The 24,659-nt window shown below is 44.2% G+C and carries 22 protein-coding genes and 1 riboswitch; of the genes, 19 read left to right on the top strand and 3 right to left on the bottom strand.

Annotation, left to right across the window (positions count from 1 at the left end; genetic code table 11):
* Positions 1-268: 268 nt before the first annotated feature.
* From J1C81_RS04580 to J1C81_RS04615, 8 genes are all read left to right on the top strand, one after another.
* A complete protein-coding gene (locus J1C81_RS04580; protein ID WP_002895048.1) occupies positions 269-1,528 on the top strand; it encodes a UDP-N-acetylglucosamine 1-carboxyvinyltransferase in 1,260 nt (419 codons plus the stop codon).
* A 33-nt stretch (positions 1,529-1,561) separates the two neighbouring features.
* On the top strand, positions 1,562-2,113 hold the full coding sequence (locus tag J1C81_RS04585; RefSeq protein ID WP_002914829.1) for a GNAT family N-acetyltransferase: 552 nt from the start codon (positions 1,562-1,564) through the stop codon (positions 2,111-2,113).
* Positions 2,106-3,383, top strand: coding sequence for a CBS-HotDog domain-containing transcription factor SpxR (spxR, locus tag J1C81_RS04590; protein ID WP_032909696.1), 1,278 nt, complete (start codon positions 2,106-2,108; stop codon positions 3,381-3,383). Before J1C81_RS04585 ends, spxR begins: the two co-directional genes overlap by 8 nt.
* 21 nt (positions 3,384-3,404) lie before the next feature.
* On the top strand, positions 3,405-4,262 hold the full coding sequence (locus J1C81_RS04595; RefSeq protein WP_002914831.1) for a methionyl aminopeptidase: 858 nt from the start codon (positions 3,405-3,407) through the stop codon (positions 4,260-4,262).
* A gap of 33 nt (positions 4,263-4,295) precedes the next feature.
* A complete protein-coding gene (locus tag J1C81_RS04600; RefSeq protein WP_002914832.1) occupies positions 4,296-5,222 on the top strand; it encodes a YihY/virulence factor BrkB family protein in 927 nt (308 codons plus the stop codon).
* A 32-nt stretch (positions 5,223-5,254) separates the two neighbouring features.
* Complete coding sequence (locus J1C81_RS04605) at positions 5,255-6,271, top strand: hypothetical protein (protein WP_002914833.1); 1,017 nt, start codon at positions 5,255-5,257, stop codon at positions 6,269-6,271.
* Between the two features lie 118 nt (positions 6,272-6,389).
* Positions 6,390-6,839 (top strand): MarR family winged helix-turn-helix transcriptional regulator, encoded by a 450-nt coding sequence (locus J1C81_RS04610; protein ID WP_002914834.1) that lies wholly within the window; start codon positions 6,390-6,392, stop codon positions 6,837-6,839.
* Between the two features lie 17 nt (positions 6,840-6,856).
* A complete protein-coding gene (locus J1C81_RS04615; protein WP_002914835.1) occupies positions 6,857-7,564 on the top strand; it encodes a B3/B4 domain-containing protein in 708 nt (235 codons plus the stop codon).
* A gap of 72 nt (positions 7,565-7,636) precedes the next feature.
* Here J1C81_RS04615 and J1C81_RS04620 read toward each other — a convergent pair whose 3' ends face one another.
* Positions 7,637-8,077 carry a GtrA family protein gene (locus tag J1C81_RS04620; RefSeq protein WP_002914836.1) on the bottom strand — a complete coding sequence of 147 codons (441 nt, stop codon included), beginning with the start codon at positions 8,075-8,077 and terminating at the stop codon, positions 7,637-7,639.
* A 28-nt stretch (positions 8,078-8,105) separates the two neighbouring features.
* A riboswitch (PreQ1 riboswitch) is annotated at positions 8,106-8,242 on the top strand.
* Between J1C81_RS04620 and J1C81_RS04625 the strand changes: the two genes are divergently transcribed.
* The 4 genes from J1C81_RS04625 (at position 8,240) to pulA (ending at position 14,100) form a co-directional block, all read left to right on the top strand.
* Positions 8,240-8,755, top strand: coding sequence for a QueT transporter family protein (locus J1C81_RS04625; RefSeq protein WP_002914837.1), 516 nt, complete (start codon positions 8,240-8,242; stop codon positions 8,753-8,755). Its footprint overlaps the riboswitch before it by 3 nt.
* A 105-nt stretch (positions 8,756-8,860) precedes the next feature.
* Complete coding sequence (gene ligA / locus J1C81_RS04630; RefSeq protein WP_002914838.1) at positions 8,861-10,819, top strand: NAD-dependent DNA ligase LigA; 1,959 nt, start codon at positions 8,861-8,863, stop codon at positions 10,817-10,819.
* 9 nt (positions 10,820-10,828) lie between these two features.
* Positions 10,829-11,779 carry a diacylglycerol kinase family lipid kinase gene (locus J1C81_RS04635; protein ID WP_002914839.1) on the top strand — a complete coding sequence of 317 codons (951 nt, stop codon included), beginning with the start codon at positions 10,829-10,831 and terminating at the stop codon, positions 11,777-11,779.
* A gap of 23 nt (positions 11,780-11,802) precedes the next feature.
* Positions 11,803-14,100, top strand: coding sequence for a type I pullulanase (pulA, locus tag J1C81_RS04640; protein ID WP_002914840.1), 2,298 nt, complete (start codon positions 11,803-11,805; stop codon positions 14,098-14,100).
* A gap of 55 nt (positions 14,101-14,155) precedes the next feature.
* Here pulA and J1C81_RS04645 read toward each other — a convergent pair.
* A protein-coding gene (locus J1C81_RS04645; protein ID WP_268869250.1) for an ISL3 family transposase occupies positions 14,156-15,432 on the bottom strand; the annotation gives its coding sequence in 2 pieces (ribosomal slippage) (positions 14,156-14,922 and positions 14,922-15,432; 1,278 coding nt in all).
* A gap of 152 nt (positions 15,433-15,584) precedes the next feature.
* A complete protein-coding gene (locus J1C81_RS04650) occupies positions 15,585-17,780 on the bottom strand; it encodes an LTA synthase family protein (RefSeq protein WP_002914843.1) in 2,196 nt (731 codons plus the stop codon).
* 250 nt (positions 17,781-18,030) lie between these two features.
* Between J1C81_RS04650 and J1C81_RS04655 the strand changes: the two genes are divergently transcribed.
* From J1C81_RS04655 to J1C81_RS04685, 7 genes are all read left to right on the top strand, one after another.
* Positions 18,031-19,194, top strand: coding sequence for a class I SAM-dependent rRNA methyltransferase (locus J1C81_RS04655; protein WP_002914844.1), 1,164 nt, complete (start codon positions 18,031-18,033; stop codon positions 19,192-19,194).
* Positions 19,191-19,868 (top strand): type I 3-dehydroquinate dehydratase, encoded by a 678-nt coding sequence (gene aroD / locus J1C81_RS04660; protein WP_002914845.1) that lies wholly within the window; start codon positions 19,191-19,193, stop codon positions 19,866-19,868. The genes J1C81_RS04655 and aroD overlap by 4 nt, the downstream gene beginning before the upstream one ends.
* Entirely contained in the window at positions 19,858-20,712 is an 855-nt protein-coding gene (locus J1C81_RS04665; RefSeq protein WP_002914846.1) for a shikimate dehydrogenase, read from the top strand. The genes aroD and J1C81_RS04665 overlap by 11 nt, the downstream gene beginning before the upstream one ends.
* Positions 20,713-20,722: 10 nt before the next feature.
* Entirely contained in the window at positions 20,723-21,790 is a 1,068-nt protein-coding gene (aroB, locus tag J1C81_RS04670; RefSeq protein ID WP_002914847.1) for a 3-dehydroquinate synthase, read from the top strand.
* A 90-nt stretch (positions 21,791-21,880) separates the two neighbouring features.
* Complete coding sequence (aroC, locus tag J1C81_RS04675) at positions 21,881-23,047, top strand: chorismate synthase (protein WP_002914848.1); 1,167 nt, start codon at positions 21,881-21,883, stop codon at positions 23,045-23,047.
* 16 nt (positions 23,048-23,063) lie between these two features.
* Complete coding sequence (locus tag J1C81_RS04680) at positions 23,064-24,170, top strand: prephenate dehydrogenase (RefSeq protein WP_002914849.1); 1,107 nt, start codon at positions 23,064-23,066, stop codon at positions 24,168-24,170.
* 18 nt (positions 24,171-24,188) lie between these two features.
* On the top strand, positions 24,189-24,527 hold the full coding sequence (locus J1C81_RS04685; RefSeq protein ID WP_002897285.1) for a YlbF/YmcA family competence regulator: 339 nt from the start codon (positions 24,189-24,191) through the stop codon (positions 24,525-24,527).
* Positions 24,528-24,659 lie beyond the last annotated feature (132 nt).

Here is a 24,659-nt window from a genome sequence, read left to right on the forward strand (position 1 = left end):
GAAGACAGTTCTCAATCGTCATGATTGGGAACTTTTCTATTTTCTAAAGAAAAAGTCATTTCTATACAGGCAACTTTAAAAAGGCAAGCAGTCTAACCTTGTGCTTCTTTCATTTTTTGCAATGCTGTTTTTTCTGAAAAATTATTGAAAAAACTATTTTCCCTGTTTCATTTTAATTTCAATTGTCTTATTTATCTAAAAGTATAGGAAATTTCCCGAATCTGTGGTATAATAAATGGCAATACCTTGAAAGAGCTTTAATTTAAACATGAAAAAAATTGTAATACATGGTGGTCGCCCCTTAAAAGGAGAGGTGACTATTAATGGTGCTAAAAACAGTGTCGTTGCCTTGATTCCGGCTGTGATTCTGGCAGATGATATTGTAACGTTGGATGGCGTTCCGGATATTTCGGACGTGGATAGCCTGATTGATATTATGATTGCCATGGGAGCTAGTGTTACTCGCTCTGAGGACAGTCTGACAATTGATCCGCGTGGTATCCAAAACGTCCCTATGCCTTATGGAAAAATCAACAGTCTAAGAGCCTCCTATTATTTCTATGGTAGCTTGCTTGGCCGCTATGGTGAAGCGACGGTAGGCCTGCCTGGTGGTTGTGACTTGGGTCCACGTCCTATTGACTTGCACCTCAAGGCTTTTGAAGCAATGGGGGCTAAGATGACCATGGATGGCAACTACATGAACCTATCTACAGGAGGTCAGCAGCTGAAAGGCGCTAGCATTTATATGGATACGGTCAGCGTGGGTGCTACCATCAACACGATGTTGGCTGCTGTCAAAGCAAAAGGTCGGACTATTATTGAAAATGCAGCGCGGGAGCCTGAAATCATCGATGTGGCAACTCTCTTAAATAATATGGGAGCACATATCCGCGGAGCAGGAACTGATATTATCACGATTGAGGGAGTTCCTCACCTCCATGGAACTCGTCATCAAGTTATTCCTGACCGTATCGAGGCAGGAACTTATATCGCCCTTGCTGCAGCTATTGGTCAGGGAATTCAGATTAATAATGTCCTTTATGAGCATTTGGAGAGTTTTATTGCCAAGCTTGAGGAAATGGGTGTTCGGATGACGGTTTCTGAAGACAGCATTTTTGTCGAAGAGCAGCAAAATCTGCGAGCTATAAACATTAAGACTTCTCCTTATCCAGGCTTTGCAACTGACCTACAACAGCCCATCACTCCGCTCTTGCTGACGGCTAATGGCCACGGTAAGATTACGGACACCATCTATGAGAAGCGGGTTAACCATGTGGCGGAGCTGGCTAAGATGGCAGGCAAGATTTCGACCAGTAGTGATCAGATTGTCTATGAGGGGCCAAATCAACTGCAGGGAGCTCAGGTCAAGGCGACCGATTTGCGAGCAGGAGCTGCCTTGGTTATTGCAGGTTTGATGGCTCAAGGAAAGACAGAGATTACTAATATCGAGTTTATCCTGCGTGGCTATTCTAATATTATTGAAAAATTAACAAGTCTGGGTGCAGATATCCAGTTGATAGAAGAATAAGCGTTTTTCGCTTATTTTTTGTAGAGGTAGCAGATGAATTTATGGACACATTTAGCATCCTGTTCATTTATTGAGACGGAGCATGCTTTTTTGCGGCCCATTGTCTTTGAAGATGCAGGGGCCCTATATAAGATTGCGTCCAATCCGGAAAATACTCAGTTCATCTTTCCGACAGAAGCAAGCCTAGAGGAAAGTGAATACATCATTGCCAATTTCTTTATGAAAAATCCTCTGGGGATTTGGGCCATTTGTCACAAGGAAACGCAGGAAATGATTGGCTCTGTCAAGTTTGAAAAGATGGATGAGATCAAGAAAGAAGCTGAGTTAGGCTATTTTCTGCGGCAAGACTACTGGGGTCAAGGGCTGATGACAGAAATTGTTCGAGAAATTGCTTTTCTATCTTTTACCCGCTTTGACTTCAAACGCCTCAGTATTATCACTCATGCAGAGAACCTAGCTAGTCAAAAGGTAGCTCAAAAATCTGGCTTCAGCCTCTACCGGCAGTTTAAAGGGAGCGATCGGTACACCAGGAAGATGAGAGATTATCTGGAGTACCGTTATGAGAGAGGAGATTTTAATGAGTAAGCATCAGGAAATTTTAACCTATCTTGAAAATCTTCCAATCGGCAAGAGGGTCAGTGTCCGCAGTATCTCAAACTATCTGGGAGTTAGTGATGGGACGGCCTATCGAGCTATCAAGGAAGCGGAGAACCGCGGTATTGTTGAGACTAGGCCTCGGAGTGGTACGGTTCGGGTCAAGTCCAAGAAAGTTGTCTTGGAGCATCTGACCTACAAGGAAATCGTTGATATTACAGGCTCAGAAGTATTGGCCGGAGAAGATGGTCTAGAAAAAGAATTTAATAAATTCTCTATCGGAGCCATGACGGAGCAGAATATCCTGCGCTATCTGACAGAGGGCGGTCTCCTGATTGTCGGAGACCGGACGAAAATTCAGCTCTTGGCTCTGGAAAATGAGAATGCGGTACTGGTGACCGGAGGATTTGAAGTCAGCTCGGAAGTTCTGAAGATGGCTAATTTGCTCAATATACCGGTTCTCAGGACCAAGCACGATACCTACACCGTCGCAACCATGATTAATCGTGCCCTGTCCAATATGCAGATCAAGACCGATATATTAACAGTGGAGCAGGTCTATCGCTCCAGCCACGAGTACGGCTTCTTGCATGATACTGATACTGTTCGTGACTATCTAGACTTAGTTCGTCGCAATCGCGCCAGCCGGTTTCCGGTTATCAACCAACAGCAGATGCTGGTGGGAGTAGTAACCATGCGGGATGCAGGGGATAAGTCTCCTCTGACAACCTTGGACAAGGTCATGACGAAAAACGTCTTTATGACTGGTCTATCTGCCAATATTGCCAATATCAGTCAGCGCATGATTGCAGAAGATTTTGAAATGATACCAGTGGTTCGTAGCAATCAGACCTTGCTAGGTGTAATTACGCGTCGGGATATTATGGAAAAAATGAGCCGTTCTCAGATTTCCAGCTTGCCGACTTTCAGTGAGCAGGTAGGACAGAAGATTAGTCGTCAGGATGATTTGTTTTCCTTTACCGTTGAGCCTTTTATGCTGGAGCAAAATGGTGTGCTGGCCAACGGTGTGCTGACAGAAATTTTGACTCGGATTGCCCAGCAGCTCATGGTCAACAGCGGCCGCAGCTTGATTATCGATCAACTGATGATTTATTTCTTTCAGGCGGTCCAGATTGATGACCTGCTGCATATCCAGCCGCGCATTATCCGTCAGACTAGGCGGACAGCTATTATTGACTTTGAGATGTATCTGGAAGCGATGCTAGTTGCCAAAGCGACGATTACAGTGAAAATTAATTAAGAAGAGGAATTTAGAGAAAGAATGATTACTTTAAAATCACAGCGTGAAATTGACTTAATGGACAAGAGTGGAGATTTTCTGGCTTCTGTCCATATTGGTTTGAGAGACTTGATTAAGCCAGGTATTGACATGTGGGACATTGAAGAGTATGTTCGCAAGCGTTGTAAAGAAGACAATGCGCTGCCCCTGCAAATTGGTGTTGAAGGCTCTGTCATGGACTATCCTTATGCGACCTGCTGCTCTCTTAATGACGAGGTAGCCCATGCCTTTCCCCGTCATCAGAAGCTGGTAGAAGGTGATGTCATCAGCGTTGATATGGTGGTTGGCTTGATCGATAAGGCAGAGCTGGATGTGTCCAAGCTAGATTTTGACAATGTGGAACAGATGAAGCAACACACAGAGAGCTTCCGGGGCGGTGTGGCAGATTCTTGCTGGACCTATGCAGTAGGGAAAATTAGCCCAGAAGCTCAGCAGCTGCTGGACGTGACCAAGGAATGTCTCTACCGTGGAATTGCGGCAGCTAAGGTCGGCAATCGTATCGGCGACATTGGTGCAGCTATTCAGGAATATGCTGAAAATCATGGCTATGGCGTTGTGCGGGATTTGGTAGGGCACGGCGTTGGCCCAACCATGCATGAGGAGCCTATGGTGCCGCATTACGGTCGAGCAGGACGCGGCTTGCGCTTGCGTGAGGGAATGGTTCTGACTATCGAGCCCATGATCAATACAGGTACCTGGGAAATTGATACGGACTTTGAGACCGGCTGGGCACATAAAACGCTGGATGGCGGCTTGTCTTGCCAGTATGAGCATCAGTTTGTCATTACAAAAGATGGACCTGTCATTCTGACCAGCCAGGGAGAAGAAGGGACTTATTAGAAATCAAAGGCTGGGCACTTGTCTCAGCTTTTTTTGAAGGAGAAGAGAGTGAAGAAATTATTTAGTAAGGTTCGGGAAAATCAGTTTTTAAGAGAATTTTTCCGTTTTTATAAAGAGTCAGATAGTGAGCTGAGCAGCGTTGCAGTTGCTTATTATTGGCTGATTTCCGTTTTTCCTTTGCTCTTGATTGTGGTGAATATTTTGCCCTATTTTCACATTCCGGTGACGGATTTTCTGACAGCCATCAAGGACATGCTGCCAGAGACTTTATATGATGTTGTAGCAAAAATCATGCGTGAAGTGCTGACCCAGCCTTCGACTGGCCTGCTGAGCTTCTCAGTCTTGTCGGCTCTTTGGACTTTTTCCAAGTCTATGAATTTCCTGCAAATTGCCTTTAATAAAGCCTATGGAGTAGCCAAGAGACGGGGGCTGATTTCTCATCGCATCATGAGTCTCTTTGTGAGTCTAGGTCTGCAGATTCTCTTTGCATTGGCTCTCTTTCTGACCATGTTCGGCCATATGTCGCTGGATTTCCTCCGTACTTACTGGAAGATAGATAGCCAGCTCTATCAGCACTTGCAGAATTTTACCGAGCCCCTGATTTACGCCTTACTCTTCGCGGTTTTGGTTATGCTCTATTATTTCCTGCCTAATGTGAAAATCAACAAAAAACGCTTTGTTCTGCCCGGAAGCGCCTTTGTGCTCCTGACCATTCTGGCTTTGCTGAATATCTTTTCTGTATACATGGATAATTATTTAAATCACCTAGTTGATGTTCGCTTTTTCAGCTCCATCATTATGGTTGTGATGATGTTTTGGTTTATCATAATTGCTAAAATTTTGATTGTTGGTGCAGTACTCAATGCCAGTATCCAGAGCTGCTGTGAGTCAGGGTTTCAAGTTGAAAGCACTGGACGCTTTACTTTCAAGAAGAAAGAGCAGGATGAAGAAGAGGACTGATGTTGTTTTAGAGTGGAAAAGGATAAATAGGTATGAAAAGTAAAAAACTAACTAAATGGAAGAGTATTGTGGTTGCTCTAGTCTTGATTCTAGGATTTGTAGGCTATTATATCTGGGATAATTGTCAAAAGGCAAAATTTCAAGAAAATTATGGTCAATATACCTACTATGTGCCTGAGTATAGACCGAATTATAAATTTTTTGAAGGAAAAAAAGCTTTGTTTTATAATTGGGAGCTCGTAGACTCGGAAGAAATGCAGAAAATGGCAACAGTTAAGTCAGAAACAAGTAAGTTTACTAGTGTAAGGGCATTTAATTATGGCTATTTTGTAAATAACTATATGAAGCTGAAGAACAATCCAGAGCAAGGCCTATATGATTTTAATCGGAATGTACCAGAAAAAGGAGAATATTGGAGGTTAGCTGTTTATAAACTAGTGGGAGAAAAACTAGAAAGAAAAGAATTTGATATTTTTAAGATGGTGCGTTCTTTTGATGATAATCTTGTTCCTTCTGAAATAGACTCAATAGGAATGGGGAGAGGTGCGACTAGTGAGAAGAAGTACGTTAGGATTATTCTTCATCCCAAATATTCTGAAAACGATGAGGATTATAAAGTTTACTTCATTGATTTGGATGAGGGAAAGATTCTTCCAGCTGATAAAGTGAAAACCGATAAGTTATCTACTAAAAATAATTTTGTTTCCAATACAAGCTTTTATGATAACCTCGCTAAGAAAGGAGTAAGCGTATCTATGACCAGTGTTGGTTTAAATGATACGTATCCTCGCAAAAATCTTAAAAAAACAGTCCTTGGTCAAGATTATCCCGAATTGCACAAGATTTTGCAAGGCTATGATTCTCGTGTAGCTTTCTTAAATGAAGAACCTGATATCAAGTTGGTTCAGAAAGTTGCTGAACTCTTCTTTCCGCTAGGGACTAATGTATTTGAGGATGTGACTATCCCAGCTAAATATTCATTAGATGGGCAGGAACATGTCATTAATTCAGCGGAAGAATTACAAAAATACTATAAGGAAGAAAACTAGAAAAAGATATTTTTGCCAAATTTAAAGAGGATTTTCCTCTTTTTCTTTTTAGTTAATTTTATTGCATTTGCAATAAAATGTGATATAATAGATTCAAATAAAAATTAAAGGAGGGAATATGTCAGTATTGCGGGAAATTGGGATTATTGCCCGAGCTTTGGATTCTATTGCTAATATTGAGTTCCGTGATATAGATTTGGCGCGGGGGCAATATCTTTATCTGGTACGAATCGCGGAGAACCCAGGAATTATCCAAGAGGAGCTGTCGGAGCTGCTCAAGGTGGATCGCTCAACGGTTGCCCGTTCTGTCAAGAAGCTAGAGGCCAAGGGCTTGGTCCAGCAGAAGGCAGCCAAAGACAACAAGAAGAACAAGGAATGGTTTGTGACGGAAACAGGGGAAAAACTTTATCCTTTTATCCTAGCTGAGAACGACTATTCTGAAGAGACATCCCTGCAGGGCTTTTCTCAGGCAGAAGTTCAAGCCTTGGAGGAAATGCTGGTCCGAGTGCGTGAAAACATCACAGGTGACTGGGAAGCAGTCAAAAAAGGACAAAAAAGAAACTATTAAGATTGAAGAGGTAGATCATGAAAGTTACAGTTGAAAATGAATTTTGGCAAGTATTTCCGGAAGGGCAGATTAGTGTTTTAGTGGTAAAGGGGCTGGATAATAGTGTGGATGAAAGTAAGGATCCATATTTCAAATCCCTGCTGGATAAGGGAGCGAAGCGAGCTGATGACTTTATCCCAGACGAGAACTTCACTCAAAATGAAGTCATTCAGGAGTGGCGGCAGGCTTTCAGCAAATTCAAGACCAAGAAAGGAGCACGATCCTCTATCGAAGCTCTGCTCAAGCGGGTCAGTCAGGGGCGTGAATTTCATCCAATCAATCCTTTGGTTGATATCTACAACAGTGTCTCGCTGTCTTATGCGGTTCCATGTGGCGGTGAGGATTTGGATAAGATTGTCGGAGGTCTTTATTTAGGAAAAGCCAAGGGTGGGGAAGCCTTTTTCCCATTGGGTGCTGAGAGTGACGCACCGGCACTGCCGGAAGAAATTATCTACTATGATGAAGAGGGAGCTGTCTGCCGTTGCCTTAATTGGCGAGAAGCCCAGCGGACCATGCTGACTGAGGAAACCAAGGATGCCATCTTGGTCATCGAGGCCATCAACGAAGAGCAGGCAGTGCGTGCTCAAGCAGCCATGACAGAACTCCAGACTCTGATTGAGGACTATTTTGGTGTCAAAGGTGAAATCACCCATCTGACGCTTGATAATCCAAGCTTGGAAATCTGAGACTAAAAAAATCTGGATCAGAATTATCTGGTCCAGATTTGCTTTTATAGGGTGAAATAGGCTGATTCGTTGTTATTTCTCCTTGTTTTTAAAGACAAAAACCTTACTAAAGACATAGTTGAGAACGATGATCAGTACTTGAGCAATGAAAGTTTCGATGGTATTGACCATTTTGATATTGTTATTGACAAACTGGCCTATGATCTGTGGGAAGCTAGTGACAAAGATAAAAGTCAATAGTAAATTTAAGCCCATAGTAGCCAAACGTGCAGTGAAAAATTTGATAAGTCTAGAAGGCCAGCCACTCCTTGCTTGCTTGAAAACGATAGTATCGTTGGTTACAAAGGCAAAAAGGATCCCCAAAACATCACCGATGATTGTAGCCAGTAGTTCATTTCCCGTCAATTCATAGCAGAGCATCCGACTGACAACGGATACGACAGTTGTTGCCACACCAAAGAAAAGATAGGACAGAACCTCATTGTCAAAGAATTTTTTGATTAAAGTTTTCATAAAGATAGTCTATCATATTTCTAGGATTTATGCTATACTAGTTGGGTTGCCAAATCTGTGGGGGAATCATCTAATGATGCTCCTCTCATGTGACGCAACCCTTGGCGCTTAGCTTCTTTCGCCAAGCATATTACACGCGGTAAAGCCGCTAAAGGAGAAAACATGAAACAAGAAAAACTGAGAGTTCGTGATTTGGCTCAGATTGCCATTGTTGCTGCCATTTATGTAGCTCTTACGATTACGCCCCCTTTAAATGCTATTAGCTATGGTGCTTACCAGTTCAGAATTTCTGAGATGATGAACTTTATGGCCTTTTATAATCGGAAGTATATCATGGGCGTGACCATTGGCTGTATGATTGCCAATCTCTACAGTTTTGGAATCGTCGATGTCTTTGTTGGCGGTGGGTCCACTTTGGTCTTCCTGTCACTGGGTGTCTACCTTTTTGGTCGTTATAAGAATCAATATCTGATTAAAGGCTTGATTCGCTTGGATCATTTCTATTTTGCAGTATTCTTTTCTATTTCGATGGTGACCATTGCTGCAGAATTACACTTCTTGCAAGGCCTGCCATTCCTCCTGACTTGGTTTACAACAGCCATTGGAGAATTTGCTTCTTTGATTGTTGGAGCTATCCTTATTAACCAGATTACAAAAAGTATTGATTTGGCAAAATAAGACAGCAGAGAGCGGAATTTCCGCTCTTTTTATATCCTCTTGTTTTTTAGGAAAAATTGGGAACAAATAGAGGAAGATTTTGTGTATTTGTGATAAAATAGAAGTATGAAAGAAAGAATGTCAGAATTAGTAGAATTGCTCAACCGATATGCCCATGAGTATTATACGGCAGACAGGCCAAGTGTATCGGATAGCGAGTATGATAGACTCTATCGTGAGTTAGCGGAGTTAGAAGAAAAGTACCCAACAGATATCCTGCCTGACAGTCCGACGCATCGGGTGGGAGGGAAGATTTTAGAAGGATTTGAAAAATATCCACACCAGTATCCTCTCTTTAGTTTGCAGGATGCTTTTTCACGTGAAGAATTACTAGCCTTTGACCAGAGGATTCGCAAGGAATTTCCACAAGTCTCTTATCTCTGTGAGCTCAAGATTGATGGGCTCTCTATTTCTCTGACCTATGAAAAGGGAATCTTGGTAGCAGGAGCGACTCGGGGGGATGGCTCAGTTGGTGAAAATATCACTGAAAATCTCAAGCGGGTCAAGGATATTCCACTGACCTTGAAAGAACCGCTGGACATTACAGTTCGTGGAGAATGCTACATGCCCAAGACTTCCTTTGATGCGGTCAATCAACTACGGCAGGAGAACGGTGAGCCTGAGTTTGCCAATCCCCGCAATGCGGCAGCAGGAACCTTGCGGCAGCTCGACACAGCAGTTGTGGCCAAGCGCAATCTAGCAACCTTCCTCTACCAAGAAGCCAGTCCGACTCAGGTTGGCAGCCAAGAAGAAGTCTTAAACAAGTTGGCAGCTTTGGACTTCTCAGTCAATCCTACTCATATTCTGGCGGATTCTATCGAAGCAGTTTGGGAGTTTATCGAAAAGATTGCTCAGGAGCGAGACAGTCTGCCTTATGAGATTGACGGTATTGTCATCAAGGTTAATGACTTAGCGGTGCAAGAGGAGCTTGGCTTCACTGTCAAGGCACCTAAGTGGGCTATCGCCTATAAATTTCCAGCTGAGGAAAAGGAAGCCCAGCTTCTGTCTGTGGACTGGACAGTGGGGCGGACAGGAGTTGTGACTCCGACAGCCAATCTGACGCCAGTTCAGTTAGCAGGAACAACTGTCAGTCGAGCGACTTTGCACAATGTGGACTATATTGCGGAGAAGGATATTCGTCAGAAAGACACCGTTATCGTCTATAAAGCGGGAGATATTATTCCTGCTGTCTTGCGAGTAGTGGAGTCCAAGCGTGTCTCAGAGGAGCCTCTGGAAGTACCAAGTCACTGTCCGAGCTGTGAGAGTGACCTAGTGCACTTTGAAGATGAAGTCGCTCTGCGCTGCATCAATCCTCTTTGTCCAGCCCAGATTAAGGAGGGCTTGATTCACTTTGCCAGCCGGGATGCCATGAACATTACTGGCCTGGGTCCAGCAGTGGTAGAGAAGCTCTTTGCTCAAAACCTAGTCAAGGATGTAGCTGGAATCTATCGGCTGACGGTAGAAAATTTACTAGAACTAGAAAACTTTAAGGAAAAATCAGCAAATAAATTGTATACTGCTATTCAAGCTTCCAAGGAGAACTCGGCCGAACGCCTCTTGTTTGGTTTGGGGATTCGCCATGTGGGAAGCAAGGCCAGTCGGATTTTGCTGGAGAAATTCCATGATATCCCTAAGCTGTCTCAGGCCAGCCAAGAAGAGATTGCGGCTATTGACAGTCTTGGAACTGTGATTGCCCAAAGCCTGCATACCTATTTTGAGCAGGAAGGCTCTCAGATTCTTTTAGCGGAGCTGCAGGAAGCAGGTGTGAATCTGGACTATCTGGGACAAAAGGCAGCGGCTGATGCAGCCCTATCAGGTATGACGGTTGTCTTGACTGGTAAATTACAAAAATTGACACGCAATCAAGCTAAAGAAAAATTGCAGAGTCTGGGTGCCAATGTTTCTGGATCTGTTTCTAAAAAAACGGATCTGGTAGTGGCTGGCCAAGATGCCGGCAGCAAGCTAGCCAAGGCTCAGGAGTTAGGAATTGAAATTCGGGATGAAGATTGGCTTGATAGCTTATGAGGCTGAAGTATGAAGGATAAGATTAAACGAGCACGATTGATTTATAACCCGACTTCGGGACAGGAAATTATTAAGAAAAATATAGCGGAAGTTCTGGATGTTTTGGAGGATGTGGGCTATGAAACCAGCGCCTACCAAACCACTCCAGCGCCTCTTTCTGCTCAAAAAGAAGCTGAAAGAGCAGCAAAAGCAGGATTTGATTTGATTATTGCGGCAGGCGGCGACGGTACCATCAATGAGGTAGTTAATGGCGTGGCGAATCTGGATGAACGGCCTAAATTGGCCTTTATTCCAACTGGCACAACCAACGATTATGCGCGTGCTCTGAAGATTCCCATGGGAGACCCAGTAGCGGCAGCCCGCATTATCGAAAAGAACCAGACCATTAAAATGGATATTGGCCGGGCCTATGGTAACAAGTATTTTATCAATATTGCTGCAGCCGGAACCCTAACAGAGCTGACTTACAGTGTACCTAGCGAGGTCAAATCCCGCCTAGGCTACTTTGCTTATGTCGCAGAAGGAGCAAAAAAGCTCCCTCGCTCTAAGTTCCGCAAGGTCCGTATCAAGCACGACCACGGTGTTTTTGAAGGGAAGATTTCGCTGATGTTTGCGGCTCTGACCAACTCTATCGGCGGTTTTGAAAAGCTAGCGCCAGATACTAAATTAGACGACGGGAATTTTACCTTGATTTTGGTCAAGACAGCTAATCTCTTTGACATGCTGAGTCTGATGATGCAGGCTATCAATGGCGGTCAGCACGTTGGCGATATCAATGTAGAATACCTTAAAACAAGCAAGCTGCAGCTGGAAGTTTTAGATAAAAAAGGTCCATTTATGCTGAATTTGGATGGAGAATACGGCGGCGATACGCCTGTTGAACTGGAAGTGCTGCACGGACATTTGGAATTTTTTGCCAATATTGATGAAATCAGTCAGACAGCCCTTTCAATAGAATAATTTTAGATAAGAGATGAAAAAACATGCTAGACTATAAAGTCTTAGTCCATTACCACAATCCTACTGGAGATTATTTCTCCTATGATATGTGGCAGTGGCAAATAAACCAATGGGGAAAGGAAGCAGCCTTTTCCAAACTTGATTATTTTGGTATTCAGGGGGAATTATCATTTCAAACCTGGGAGCCCTTAGATCATGCTCATGTGATTATCAAACGTTCAGACTGGTCTAGCCAGTCCTGTGACTATCATATTGATCTGTTACCTCCTCATCTGGTTACGGAAATTTGGCTGATTGAGGGAGATACGCAGGTTTATTATTCCCTGCAGGCTGCAACGACGAGTCACCAGTATTCACGCCGGCGTCCGCATAACTTTGATATGGCTCTAAGAACAGACTATTTTGATGAATGCTGGGGCTATCAAGGCTGGTTGGGACACCGTCAGGCGGACGGCGCACATACTTTCAAAGTTTGGGCACCGACAGCTAGGAAGGTAGAGCTAGTAGTCTATGAATCGGCTGACAATCAAGCTCCTGTTTATAAAATCTTCCCAATGCAAAAAGGTGACCGATATTCCCACGACCATAAGGAAAATACCATCGGTGTCTGGTCAGTTGAAATAGCAGAAGACTTGACCGGCAAAACTTATCACTACCATGTTAGCTTTGAATACCGCAATTTTTATACTCGAGATCCCTATACCATTGCGACCAGTCCAGATGGCAAACGCTCAGCGATTCTTGGAGCGGATGAGACAGAGGTAGCTGGTTTTCAGGTCCGACAGGGCAAAGAAGCGGTTTGGCGCTTGGATAATCCCAATCAAGCAGTGATTTATGAGATGCACATTCGAGATTTGACCAAGTCGGAGACTTCAGGCGTGGATAGTCAGCTGCGCGGGACCTTCTTGGGAGCCTGTCAAAAAGGTACTACCAATCATCTAGGGCAAAAGACAGGCTTTGACTATATCAGTGATTTAGGCATTAATGTTGTCCAGCTTCAGCCCGTGTCTGATCGTCACAAGGACTATGATGAAAATGGAGAGCTAATCTACAACTGGGGCTATGACCCGCAGAATTATCATGCTCCAGAGACTAGCTTTTCCAGCAATCCTGCTGACCCAGCGCAGGCCATCCGTGATTTGAAAACGATGATTCAGGCCTACCATGATGCGGGAATCTCTGTGACACTGGATGTTGTCTACAATCACATCTACTCGACCTATGATTCTGCTTTCCAAGCTACGGTACCGGATTATTACTATCGGATGAATCCTAACGGCTCTTTCCAAAATGGAACTGGAGTGGGGAGTGAGACGGCCAGCGAGCACGAAATGTTTCGCAAGTTTATGATTGACTCTCTGCTATACTGGGTAGAGGAGTTCAATGTAGACGGCTTCCGCTTCGACCTGATGGGAATTCATGATGTAGAAACGATGAATGCCATTCGTCAAGCTATGGATGAGGTAGATCCGCGAATCCTGCTCTATGGAGAAGGCTGGGATATGGGAACGGGCTTGAGGCCAGAAGACAAGGCCAAGAAGGACAATGCTTATCAGTTGCCGCGGATTGGATTTTTCAATGATACAGAGAGGGATGCGGTCAAAGGAGCCGAGGTTTACGGTGGAATCAAGGCTGGTTTTGTCAGTGGTCAGGCGACGGAAGATATCGTTGCTAAGTCTATCCTTGGCAGCAGTGAGCTAGGCAGCTATCTCAGTCCTGATCAAGTCCTTAACTACGTGGAGGCTCACGACAATTTCAACCTGCATGATTTGCTTGTGGAGCTGCATCCTGATGATGATATTCTGACTCGCACCAAGCGGATTGAGCTGGCAACTGCCATGAATCTCCTCATGCAAGGTATGGCATTCATGGAGGTTGGACAGGAATTTTCTCGTACTAAGCTTGTAGCTACGGGGGAAGACGGCCAAGTCCTGCATAGCGATCGCGAAAGGGCTATGAACAGCTACAATGCGCCAGATGCAGTCAATCAAGTGAATTGGGATATTTTGCAGGACCATCAAGAGAGTATTGATTTTATCAAGGACATCATTCGTCTCAAGACAAGCTACAAGGCCTTTTCTTATCAGGCTTATGAAGATATTTACAAGCATGTCTTTGTCCAATCAGCAGAGCAGGGCAGTGGCTTGATTATCTTTGAGATTAAGGACGACAAGCATTATCAGGTTATTTTTAATGCTAGCGGCCTGCCCTATTATCTGCCTAATGCAGATAAGCTACATCTCATAGTGGGCAATAGCCGTCATAAGAAGCCTTTCTATGTTGAAAATCTGACGGTTTCTGTTTTTGAAGTTATTCAATAAGATATTAGCTACATGAAAAGCGGCTCTTTGTCAACTGTAGTGGGTTGATGAAAAGTTATAATCTGGAGAGGACTAAATCAGTCCTCTCCTTTTTGATATTCAAATTGATGAGGATTCTAGTTTTAAAATTGTCAAAGTTCCGAAAGCCGAAAGTGTTGCGCTTGATGACCTTGATGAGGTTGTTAGTAGCTTCTAGTTTTGCATTTGAGTAGGGCAGTTCCAGCGCGTTCAAGATCTGGTCCTCATCTTTCATAAAGGTCTTAAAAACAGTTTGAAAGATAGGTTTCACACACGAAATGGTATCTTCAATGAGTCCAAAGAAATGGTCAGCTTGTTTCTCTTGAAAATGAAACAGTAAGAGTTGGTAGAGCTCATAATGTTCTCGTAGTTCTTGAGAGTAAGAGAGAAGCTTTTCCAGAATCTCTTTGTTGGTCAAATGCAACCGAAAAGTTGGACGATAAAAGCGTTTATGGCTGAGTTTACGGCTATTTTGTTGGAGCAGTTTCCAGTAGCGTTTCAATGACTTATATTCGTGCGATTTTCGATCAAATTGATTCATGATTTGAACACGAACACGACTCATAGCACGGCTGAGATGTTGCACAATGTGAAAGCGATCGAGAACGATTTTAGCAGAAGGAAATAGTTTCTTAGCGATATCATAGTAGGGGTTAAACATGTCCATTGTAATGACTTTTACTAGGCTTCTCACCTGTCTAGAATAACGAAGGAAATGATTGCGAATCGTTGCTTGTGTCCGCCCATCTAAGATAGCTACAATCTTTCTTGAATCAAAATCCTGTGCAATGAAGCCCATCTCTATCTGCCGATTGAAACAGTCACTTCCCTGACTGTTTCCACATCCCAGCTCATGTGTTCTGGAAGGTAGTTAAGGTCAGTCTTGAACTTGAATTCTTTCAATTTACGAATGACGGTGGAAGTAGAGACAGCTAAGCTTTCAGCGATGGCTGTCATAGGGACTTTCTCGATTAGTTTTTGAGCGATTTTCTGCTTGACGATGGCTGCGATTTGGTGATTCTTCTTGACTAAGGAAGTCTCTGCGACAGCTACTTTCCTACAGACTTTACAGCGGAAACGTCGTTTCTTTAAGCGAATCAGCGTTTTGTATCCCGCACACTCTAAATAGGGAATTTTTGATTCTTTCTGGAAGTCATATTTAGCCATTTGTCCTTGGCAGTAAGGGCATTTAGGAGCAGGATAATCCAGCTTAGCGATGATTTCTTTATGAGTTCCAGCATCTAGAACATCCAAGATAGTGATGTTAGGGTCTTTGATTTCCAGTAAGTTTGTGATAAAATTGAACTGTTCCATAAGAGTCTGTCTAATGATAGTTTCGTCGCTTTTCATTATAGGTCATATGGGACTTTTTTTCTACACTCAAAAAGGCTCCATAATATTTACCCACTACAGAAATTATAGAGCCTGAAAAGCCTTAAGTCCAATGGACTTAAGGCTTTTGCTATCTATGGATTGGCTGTGGAACTAGAGCTGGAAGAGCTTGAGTCTTCTTGACTGCTGTCTTCGTCGCTGCTGCTAGTTTGGAACTGCTCTGGATGCAGTGCCCGATAGCTTGGCGAGTTAAATAGGTCCACAGTGGAGACATTGCCTCGCTTGGAGTAAAGACTGGTTGATTGGTCGCCTTTTTCCTTTTCAATAGCCAACAAGGCTTTCATTGAATTAAGATAAGAGTAATCTTTAGGGTTGACCTTGCCCAAGTCATTCCCCTTGTAGAAGCGAATCAAGTCGCCGGTCTGAATAGCGTCACTCATCTTCAGCTGAGTATTGGCAGCATTGCGAATCTCATCCAGCTCCTTCTTGATGGTTTCGTCAGGATTAGTAATTTCCTCACCGGTCTGGGTGTAGTAGGTCCGTCCATTGAAGCTAGTGTATTTTGGAGTGACAAAGTTATTGCTGGATCGGAAAGCTGTGATTTGCTGATGCTGAGATGACAGTAGGTCTTGTCCAACTTGAAGGTAGTTCTTAGAGTCAATGCCCAGCAAATGCTCCAATGTTGGCAGCATATCTACTTGACCACCGTATGTATCTATTATCTTTCCTTTGTCCATGCCAGGAACTACGACCATGTAAGGCACGCGCTGCATCATGGCATTGTCGTAGTTGGACCAAGTTTCAGAAGTCTTGCCTACAAGAGGGGCCAAGTTAGGATTGCGGGTCTGGGAAATTCCAAAATGGTCTCCATAGAGAACGATAATAGAGTTGTCATAGAGGCCAGATTCTTTGAGATAGTCAAACAAGGCCTTGACAGAAGAATCTAGATAGTTAGCAGTGGCAAAGTAGCCGTTGATGGTTTCATCCTTGGTCTTAGCCAGCGGGAAGCCAATTTCGTCACCAATCAGACTTGTCGTGTAAGGATAGTGATTGGAAACCGTGATATACTTAGCATAGAAAGGCTGCTGCAGGTGTTCCAGGTATTTGATGGAATCTTTCAGCATAATCTTGTCATTTAAGCCGTACTGGAAAGAGTTGGTGTCGTCCTGCTTGGTAAAGTAAGACGCATCGAAGAAATAGTTATAACCCCATTGCTTGTAAGCAGTATTACGGTTCCAGAAGCTTCCAGTATTTCCGTGGAAAACAGCAGAAGTATAGTCGCCGTTTTTGGAAAGAATAAAAGGCGCTGCTTGCTGGGTATTGGTACCACCGTAATTGACCATGAAGGATCCTTGATTAAGACCGAAGAGCCCAGTTTCAATCATGGTTTCAGCATCAGAGGTCTTACCAGCCTTGACCTGGTTGAAAACATTAGAGAATGCCAGAGTCGAGTTGGAGTGGTAGAGGGAGTTGAGGAAAGGTGTCACCTCGTACTCTTTCCCATCTGCCTGCAGCTTATAGTCAATCAGGAACTGCTGGAAGCTTTCCAGATGGACGTAGATGACATTGCGACCCTTGGCAATCCCGTAATATTCTGGATTTGGTTCCGCATAGTGGGATTGGATATATTCTGTTACTGGTTCCAAGTCTTTTTCAGAAGCTTTGGAGCGCTCACGATTGGCAGTATATGTCTGGTTGGCACTGTAACCTAGAAAGGCTGGCAAGCCCAGAGCCCGAACGACATAATAGTTGGAAAATCCACGTGACAAGAGCTCAGGCCGGTCAATTTCAGCCAAGAAAAGGTTGGCTGAGAAAAGCATGGCGGACAGGGAGGTCACAGCAAAGCTGGCGCGTTTATTGAAAGGCCGGTCATCCATACGGATATATTTCTTAAAGAATAAGAAGGCCAAAATCGGGAAATCAATCAGATAAAGAATATCCCAAGGGCGGAAGAGCTCAAGTGCTGCTTCCCCAAGTCCAGCTGAAACGCTGCTAGAAGCCAGCATGGTATTGACTGTAACAAAGTCGCTGAACTCGCGATAGTAAATGGAGTTAGATACCAGCCAAGCAAAGAGAAGCAGATAGATTCCGAAGGCTAGGCTGTAGAATAATTTGGTTCGTTTTACATAAAGTGCCAGTCCCAGCAGTAAGAGGCTGATAGGGAAAGGATTGATAATAGCTAAAAATACTTGATAGGCACCTTGAATATCAAGGTTAAAATCAATCGTGTAGGCCCACATGGTTTTTATCCAATAGAGGACCAGTAAAATCAAGACAAAACCTAGTCTCGTACTCATGAAATTGAGTAAATTCTTGGTTGTTTTTTTCACAAAAAGTTACTTCCTTGTCTTATTTCCTAAAAATTTTCTCCTCTAAGTATAACATAATTTCTCCAGTTAAGGAAAATTTGAGCCGCATTTGAGATATTTTAAATCGGCGAAATTGTAATATTTCTATAAAAGCCTTATCCTCTCTATGGAGAGGTTTATAGTCGTTTTGCACTTGTTTGTGAAATCTTTTATTAACTCAAATGTAAAATATGTTTTGAGAATTTTCACAATCTTTGGTATAATATAATTTATGAATAAGCTTACTGTTAATCAAGAGGCAGAAGAAAAACTGAGAAAGGGCATCCTTTTATTAGATAAAAAGGATTTTGGCGCTCTTTCGCTTCAAAATCAATGTGTCGAGCTACAAAACCGTCAGGGAAAGTTTTTAGGCACAGCCTATCTCTCTCCGCAGAATAAAGGAGTAGGCTGGCTGATTTCCCAGAAGAAGGTAGAGCTGAACTCGGATTTTTTTCAAGGCCTCTTTGAGCAGGCTAAGAGCAGACGTTCTACTTATTTCCATTCAGCTGACACGACAGCTTTTCGACTCTTTAATCAAGAGGGGGATGGCTTCGGTGGCTTCACGGTGGATTTCTACAATGACTTTGCGCTCTTTTCTTGGTACAATGACTTTGTCTTTGCTATCAAGGAGCGGATTCTGACAGCCTTCGCTAAGGTTTTCCCAGAGATTCAGGGAGCTTATGAAAAGATTCGTTTCAAGGGTTTGAACTACGAATCGGCTCATCTCTACGGAGCGGAAGCACCGGAAACCTTCACAGTCTTGGAGAACGGTGTTCGCTATCAGGTTTTTCTGAATGATGGTCTCATGACCGGTATCTTTCTGGATCAGCACGATGTACGGGCTAGTCTGGTAGAGGGTCTGGCTGCTGGTAAAAGTTTGCTCAATATGTTTTCCTATACAGCTGCTTTTTCAGTAGCAGCAGCCATGGGCGGTGCCAGTCAGACAGTATCAGTTGATTTGGCCAAGCGAAGCCGTGAGCTTTCTGAAGCTCATTTTCTGGCCAATGGTCTGACACTGAATCAGCATCGCTTTCAGGTGATGGATGTCTTTGATTATTTCAAATATGCTAAGCGTCACGATCTAAGCTTTGATGTCATTGTGATAGATCCGCCCAGCTTTGCTAGAAATAAAAAGCGGACATTCTCAGTTGCTAAAGATTATCATCGTTTGGTTGCACAAGCTTTGGAAATCCTCAATCCTCAGGGAATCATGATTTTAAGTACCAATGCAGCTAATCTTTCCAAAAGTAAGTTTAAACAAGAAATTGAAAAAGGTTTTGCCGGCAGAAAGCACCGCTATCTTGCGGAGTATGGCCTGCCAGCAGACTTTGTCTATAATAAAAAAGACGGGAGCAGTAATTACCTCAAGGTATTTACAATAAAGGTGGACCAATGAAATTAGTCGTTTCTGTAATGCCCAAGAGTATAGAAGAAGCTCAAGAAATTGATATATCTCGCTATGAAGAAGCGGATATTATTGAATGGCGGGCAGATTTTCTGGCCAAGGATGACATTTTAAATGTTGCGCCAGCTATTTTTGAAAAATTTGCCGGACGTGAATTGATTTTCACCTTGCGGACCCGTCAGGAAGGCGGAGAAATCGAACTGTCCGATGATGAATACGTAGCTCTTATCAAGGAAGTGGCCGGTTTTTACCAGCCGGATTATATCGACTTTGAATATTTCTCTCACAAGGGGAAATTTGAAGAAATGCTGGAGTTTCCTAATCTGGTGCTGAGCTACCATAACTTCGAGGAAACGCCTGAAAATATGATGGAAATCCTGTCTGAGCTGACTTCTCTGACCCCTAAGGTAGTCAAGGTTTCTGTCATGGCTCACAATGAACAGGATGTGCTGGACTTGATGAACTATACTCGCGGTTTCAAGACTTTGAATCCTGAGCAGGATTTTGTCACCATTTCCATGGGAAAAGTCGGCAAGATTTCACGCATTGCGGCTGATTTGACAGGTTCCAGTTGGTCATTTGCCAGTCAGGAGATGGCGTCAGCACCTGGTCAGATTTCTCTGAGCAATATGAAGAAAATCCAGGAGATTTTGAATGAGAATTAATGGCCACACCCGCATGGCTGCTGTGGTTGCCAAGCCAATTAAGCACAGTATTTCTCCTCTTATTCACAATATGGCTTTTGAAAAGACCGGTGTCAATGGTGTCTATCTAGCTTGGGAAGTAGAAGTAAAGGATCTGCAGGCCAGTATAGAAAATATCCGCAGATTCGATATGTTTGGTGTCAATCTTTCCATGCCCTACAAGCAGGAAGTGATACCTTATCTGGACGAGCTGGATGTCAGTGCCCGTCTTATTGGAGCAGTCAATACCGTTGTGAATAAAAATGGTATTTTAGTTGGTTATAACACAGATGGCAAGGGATTTTTTAAGAGCTTGCCTTCTTTTGCTATTCGGGGCAAAAAAATGACGATTTTGGGAGCAGGTGGAGCTGCGACAGCTATTATTGCTCAAGCAGCTTTGGACCAAGCAGAGGAAATTTTCGTCTTTACTCGGCAAGCCTCCTATGAGAAGACTGTCAGAAAGATAGCAGCTATCAGCCACCAAACCAAGAGTTGTATCCAGGTACTAACCTTGGAAGATGTGGATAGCTTGCAGGATAAAATCAACCAATCAGACCTTCTGGTAAATGGGACTAGTTTAGGCATGGATGGCATTAGCATGCCCCTACCTAAACAGATTGAGCTGCCTTGCCAGATTTTAGTTGCGGATGTTATCTACCAACCTTTTGAAACGCCCTTTCTCAAATGGGCCAGAAATCAAAATGTCACAGCGGTCAATGGACTTGGTATGCTGCTCTATCAGGGAGCAGAAGCCTTTGAGCTTTGGACTGGCAAGACCATGCCCAGTCAGGAAATTTGGCAGTGTTTAGAAGAATTGTATAAATAAGGAGGCGCTTATGAAACTAAATGTGAATCTCCCGCATCATCCCTATGATATTCTCATCGAAAAAGGGTCTTTATCTCAGGCTGGAAGTTGGCTGGGTCAGCTTTGGCAGCCTCAAAAGGTAGTCATCGTCACGGATAATCGAGTGGCTCGACTCTATGCGGAAAAGGTCAAGCTGAGTTTGGAATCGGCTGGGTTTGAGGCCTATGTCTTTGACTTTTTGGAGGGTGAAGCCAGCAAGAACTTAAAGACGGTCAACAAAGTCTATGAGTTTTTGGTCAAGGTTGGTCTGACCCGCAGTGATGGTATCGTGGCCTTGGGAGGTGGCGTTGTTGGTGATTTGGCAGGATTTGTTGCTTCTACCTACATGCGGGGCGTTCATTTCGTGCAGATTCCTACCAGTCTGACAGCTCAAGTGGATTCCTCTATCGGCGGTAAGACAGGTGTCAATACACCTTGGGCCAAGAATATGGTCGGGACTTTTACCCAGCCTGACGGAGTTCTGATTGACCCAGAAGTCTTGCATACCTTGGGCCAGCGGGAACTGATTGAAGGTATGGGCGAGGTGGTCAAGTACGGCTTGATAGAGGATAAGGAACTCTGGGATGAGCTTTCGGAAATGGATGGCAGTCCAGAGTCGATTTTGGAGCATGCAGAGAGCATCATCTACCATTCCTGCGATGTCAAGCGTAAGATTGTGGTCGAGGACGAGCTGGATAATGGCGTTCGCCTCTATCTGAATTTCGGCCATACTATTGGGCACGCTATTGAAGCAACAGCAGGCTACGGAAAAGTCATGCACGGTGAAGCTGTGGCGATTGGCATGGTACAGGTTTCTCGAGTCGCTGAAAAGAAATGCCTCATGCCAGCCGGGATTACAGAAGATATCATCCGTATGTGTCAGAAGTTTGCCTTACCGGTGGATTACCAGCCATGGAATGAGAATGCTCTCTATCAGGCACTGACCCATGATAAGAAGGCTAGAGGCAACTCTATCAAGCTAGTACTGGTGCCTGAGCTAGGTTCGGCTAGTATTCACCAGATTCCGCTGGAAGAGATGAAAGAATTTCTGAAGAAATAAGTGCCAGATGGAGTTTAAGACGATTGGACAGTTTGGATAAAAATAGACAGGTTGTCCATATCTTTCCATCCCAGAAATAGGAGAAAATGTATGAGATACTTAACAGCAGGAGAATCGCACGGACCACGTCTGACAGCTATTATTGAGGGAGTGCCAGCTGGTCTTCCTTTGACCGCTGACTATATCAATGCTGAGCTCAAGCGCCGTCAGGGTGGGTACGGTCGCGGTGCCCGCATGAAGATTGAGAGCGATCAAGTCGAGATTACATCTGGGGTTCGCCATGGCTTGACCATGGGCGGCCCGCTTACCCTCAATGTCACGAATCTGGATCATCAGAAGTGGCTGGAGATTATGAGCGCGGCAGATGTGGATGAAAAGAAAAAAGGGCTGCGCAAGATTACCAAACCACGCCCTGGCCATGCGGACTTGGTTGGTGGTATGAAATACCGCTTTGACGATTTGCGAAATTCCCTAGAGCGTTCTTCTGCCCGCGAAACGACCATGCGTGTAGCAGTCGGAGCAGTAGCCAAGCGTTTGCTGGAAGAAATCGGTATAGAGGCAGCCAGCCATATCGTGACCTTTGGCGGTATTGATATTGATGTCCCAGATCAGCTCACTGTAGCAGAAATAAAGGAAAGAGCTGCCCAGTCAGAGGTTTCCATTGTCAATCCCGAGCGCGAAGAAGAAATCAAGGCCTACATTGACCAGATTAAGAAAGACGGGGATACCATCGGTGGTGTCATTGAAACTGTCGTTGGTGGTGTGCCGGTTGGTCTGGGCTCCTATGTCCAATGGGACAAGAAGCTGGATGCCAAGATTGCTCAGGGAGTCGTGTCTATCAATGCTTTCAAGGGAGTTGAGTTTGGCGTAGGCTTTGAAGCCGGTCGTCTCAAGGGCAGTCAAGTCATGGATGAAATCCTCTGGTCTGAGGAAGATGGCTTCACTCGCAGGACTAATAATCTAGGCGGTTTTGAGGGCGGTATGACCAATGGTCAGCCAATCGTGGTTCGCGGTGTTATGAAGCCCATTCCGACCCTTTACAAGCCACTGATGAGTGTGGATATTGAGACCCACGAGCCTTATAAGGCGACAGTGGAACGGAGCGATCCTACGGCTCTGCCAGCGGCGGGTGTAGTCATGGAAAGCGTGGTGGCAACAGTTTTAGCCACCGAAGTTCTGGAGAAGTTTTCTTCGGACAATCTGGAAGAACTAAAGGATGCAGTAGCCCGCCATCGGGAATTTGTCAAGAACTTTTAGAAGTAAGGAGAAGGGCATGGAGAGAAAAACAGTCTATATCGCAGGTCTGGGACTGATTGGAGCTTCCTTGGCTCTGGGCATCAGGCGAGCTCATCCTGAGATAGAGATTCTTGGCTACAATCGCAGTGAGGAATCGCGCAGAGTTGCCTTGGAACGTGGAATGGTAGACCGGGTAACGGATGATTTCGCCTCCTTTGCTCCATTGGCTGATGTGATTATTCTGGCTGTGCCCATCAAGCAGACCATAGCATTTATCAAGGAACTAGCGGAGCTGGACCTGAAGGAAAATGTTATCATCTCTGATGCTGGATCGACCAAGGCAGAGATTGTGGCAGCTGCAGAAAAGTATCTGCAGAATAAGCCCGTCCGCTTTGTCGGAGCTCACCCGATGGCCGGAAGTCACAAGACCGGAGCCAATGCTGCCCATGTCACCCTCTTTGAAAATGCCTATTATATCTTCACCCCCTCTAGCCTGACCAAGCCTGGCACGCTTGAGGAAATGAAAGACTTGCTGAGTGGTCTTCATGCCCGCTTTATCCAGGTGGACGCAGCCGAGCACGACCGAGTTACCAGTCAAATCAGCCATTTTCCGCATATCCTAGCCTCCAGCTTGATGGAGCAAGCTGCAGCTTATAGCCAAGAGCATGAGCTGACCCAGTCTTTTGCAGCCGGTGGTTTTCGAGATATGACTCGGATTGCGGAGAGTGAGCCGGGTATGTGGACCTCTATCCTCTTGACTAATCCTCAAGCTATCTTGGAGCGGCTGGAAGATTTTAAAGACCAGTTAGACAAGGTTGCCGCAGCGATTGAGGCTAAGGACGAGACAGCTATCTGGGAATTTTTCGACCGAGGACGGCAGAGCCGCAAACAGATGGAAATTCATAAGCGAGCCGGTGTGGACAGTTTTTATGACCTCTTTATTGAGGTGCCCGACGAAGAAGATGCGATTTTGGGTATTTTGGAGCTTCTGCGCGGAATTTCAGTCGTCAATATTCGTATTAACGAGGAAAACCGTGAAGATATCAACGGTATTCTGCAAATCACCTTTAAAAATCACCAAGATTTAGAAAAATCTGCTAAAATAGTAAGAGAACATACGGATTACCTAGTGTCCGTAGACTAATATAGATTGGAGAACTCTATGTCAAATATTTATGATTTAGCCAATGAACTGAGCAGAAATCTGCGTGATTTGCCTGAGTACAAGGCAGTCGCAGAAAGTAAGAAAGCAGTGGATGCTGATAGCGAAGCGAAGGCTATTTTTGCGGACTATCTGGCTTTCCAGCAAGAGTTGCAACAGCTGGCTCAGACTGGTCAGGTACCGACTCAGGAGGTGCAGGACAAGATGACTTCCTTTGGCGAGAAGATTCAGGGCAATGCTGTTCTTTCTGAATTTTTCAATAAGCAGCAACAGCTGTCCATCTATCTGGCGGACATTGAGCGTATTATCTTTGATCCGGTGCAGGATTTGCTTAAGTAAGCTAATAAAAAAAGAAGAATCTGGGCTGAATATCTGGATTCTTTTTGCTTCAGCTAGGATTCCAGAAATTTTAAGAATTTCTGGTCTTTTTATGATAAAATAAGAAGCAACAAAGGAAAGTACGAGGTCACC

It is taken from the genome of Streptococcus sanguinis, from assembly GCF_050225395.1.
Lineage (GTDB): Bacteria > Bacillota > Bacilli > Lactobacillales > Streptococcaceae > Streptococcus.

Coding starts and splice junctions, on each gene's coding strand:
- J1C81_RS04595 (WP_002914831.1), top strand. CDS start 3,405: ATGATTACTTTAAAATCACAGCGTGAAATTGACTTAATGGACAAGAGT.
- J1C81_RS04655 (WP_002914844.1), top strand. CDS start 18,031: ATGAATAAGCTTACTGTTAATCAAGAGGCAGAAGAAAAACTGAGAAAG.
- J1C81_RS04665 (WP_002914846.1), top strand. CDS start 19,858: ATGAGAATTAATGGCCACACCCGCATGGCTGCTGTGGTTGCCAAGCCA.
- pulA (WP_002914840.1), top strand. CDS start 11,803: ATGCTAGACTATAAAGTCTTAGTCCATTACCACAATCCTACTGGAGAT.
- J1C81_RS04585 (WP_002914829.1), top strand. CDS start 1,562: ATGAATTTATGGACACATTTAGCATCCTGTTCATTTATTGAGACGGAG.
- spxR (WP_032909696.1), top strand. CDS start 2,106: ATGAGTAAGCATCAGGAAATTTTAACCTATCTTGAAAATCTTCCAATC.
- J1C81_RS04685 (WP_002897285.1), top strand. CDS start 24,189: ATGTCAAATATTTATGATTTAGCCAATGAACTGAGCAGAAATCTGCGT.
- aroB (WP_002914847.1), top strand. CDS start 20,723: ATGAAACTAAATGTGAATCTCCCGCATCATCCCTATGATATTCTCATC.
- J1C81_RS04625 (WP_002914837.1), top strand. CDS start 8,240: ATGAAACAAGAAAAACTGAGAGTTCGTGATTTGGCTCAGATTGCCATT.
- J1C81_RS04635 (WP_002914839.1), top strand. CDS start 10,829: ATGAAGGATAAGATTAAACGAGCACGATTGATTTATAACCCGACTTCG.
- J1C81_RS04615 (WP_002914835.1), top strand. CDS start 6,857: ATGAAAGTTACAGTTGAAAATGAATTTTGGCAAGTATTTCCGGAAGGG.
- J1C81_RS04620 (WP_002914836.1), bottom strand. CDS start 8,077: ATGAAAACTTTAATCAAAAAATTCTTTGACAATGAGGTTCTGTCCTAT.
- J1C81_RS04605 (WP_002914833.1), top strand. CDS start 5,255: ATGAAAAGTAAAAAACTAACTAAATGGAAGAGTATTGTGGTTGCTCTA.
- aroD (WP_002914845.1), top strand. CDS start 19,191: ATGAAATTAGTCGTTTCTGTAATGCCCAAGAGTATAGAAGAAGCTCAA.
- J1C81_RS04610 (WP_002914834.1), top strand. CDS start 6,390: ATGTCAGTATTGCGGGAAATTGGGATTATTGCCCGAGCTTTGGATTCT.
- J1C81_RS04580 (WP_002895048.1), top strand. CDS start 269: ATGAAAAAAATTGTAATACATGGTGGTCGCCCCTTAAAAGGAGAGGTG.
- ligA (WP_002914838.1), top strand. CDS start 8,861: ATGAAAGAAAGAATGTCAGAATTAGTAGAATTGCTCAACCGATATGCC.
- J1C81_RS04680 (WP_002914849.1), top strand. CDS start 23,064: ATGGAGAGAAAAACAGTCTATATCGCAGGTCTGGGACTGATTGGAGCT.
- aroC (WP_002914848.1), top strand. CDS start 21,881: ATGAGATACTTAACAGCAGGAGAATCGCACGGACCACGTCTGACAGCT.